Origin of the sequence: Kosakonia sp. 1610 (genome assembly GCF_050435845.1) — a bacterium.
Classification (GTDB): Bacteria; Pseudomonadota; Gammaproteobacteria; order Enterobacterales; family Enterobacteriaceae; genus Kosakonia; species Kosakonia cowanii.
The window spans coordinates 1-1,221 of the sequence record NZ_JBNDKZ010000029.1 but is presented as its reverse complement, the minus strand read 5'-3'; the positions used below and the strand labels follow the sequence as shown (position 1 = coordinate 1,221).

The following is a 1,221-nucleotide window of genomic DNA, read 5'->3' as shown; positions in this document are numbered from 1 at the left end:
TGACCTGCCCCCAGTATTAGATACAACCGTCAGTTAGTAATGTCGGTTTGTTTATCTTCACATTTTTCATTTCGCCACCGTGCTGCAAACTCTGATGGCGTCTGATAATTCAGTGCCGAATGTGGACGACACTCGTTATAATCCTGCCGCCAGTCATTAATGATTTTCCTGGCGTGAGCGATATCGCTGAACCAGTGCTCATTCAGACATTCATCGCGAAATCGTCCGTTAAAGCTCTCAATAAATCCGTTCTGCGTTGGCTTGCCCGGCTGGATTAAGCGCAACTCAACACCATGCTCAAAGGCCCATTGATCCAGTACGCGGCAGGTGAACTCCGGCCCCTGGTCAGTTCTTATTGTCGCCGGATAGCCTCGAAACAGTGCAATGCTGTCCAGTATACGCGTGACCTGAACGCCTGAAATCCCGAATGCTGTGGTAATTGTCAGGCACTCCTTCGTGAAGTCGTCCACACAGGTCAGGCACTTTATCCTGCGACCGGTAGCCAGTGCATCCATGACGAAATCCATCGACCAGGTCAGGTTGGGCGCTTCCGGGCGGAGCAGCGGCAGACGTTCCGTTGCCAGTCCTTTACGACGTCGTCTGCGTTTTACGCCCAGCCCGCTGAGATGATAAAGACGGTACACGCGCTTGTGATTAACCTGAAGGCCTTCACGGCGCAGTAATTGCCAGATGCGGCGGTAGCCAAAACGCCTGCGCTCCAGTGCCAGCTCAATAATGCGCTCTGATAAATGCGCATCAGCCGCCGGACGCTGAGCCTCGTAGCGGCAGGTCGACAGAGACAAACCTGTAAGCCTGCAGGCTCGACGTTGCGACAGACCGGTAGCATCACACATAAACTCAACGGCTTCCCGCTTCTGGCCTGTCGTCAGTACTTTCGCCCCAGAGCCACCTGAAGCGCCTCCTTATCCAGCATAGCTTCGGCAAGCAGCTTCTTGAGTCTGGCGTTCTCTTCCTCAAGCGACTTCAGGCGCTTAACCTCGGGCACCTCCATACCGCCATACTTCTTGCGCCAGGTGTAAAAGGTGGCGTCGGAAATGGCGTGCTTACGGCAGAGTTCACGGGCAGAAACCCCGGCTTCAGCCTCGCGGAGAATACTGATGATCTGTTCGTCGGAAAAACGCTTCTTCATGGGGATGTCCTCATGTGGCTTGTGAAGACATTACTAACATCGGTGTGTATTAATCAACGGGGAGCAGGTCA

The 1,221-nt window shown here is 53.8% G+C and carries 1 protein-coding gene; it reads right to left on the bottom strand.

The window, feature by feature from the left end:
• Positions 1 to 29 precede the first annotated feature (29 nt).
• A protein-coding gene (locus ABIC80_RS24495) for an IS3 family transposase (protein ID WP_094193171.1) occupies positions 30 to 1,150 on the bottom strand; the annotation gives its coding sequence in 2 pieces (ribosomal slippage) (positions 30 to 892 and positions 892 to 1,150; 1,122 coding nt in all).
• Positions 1,151 to 1,221: the final 71 nt, after the last annotated feature.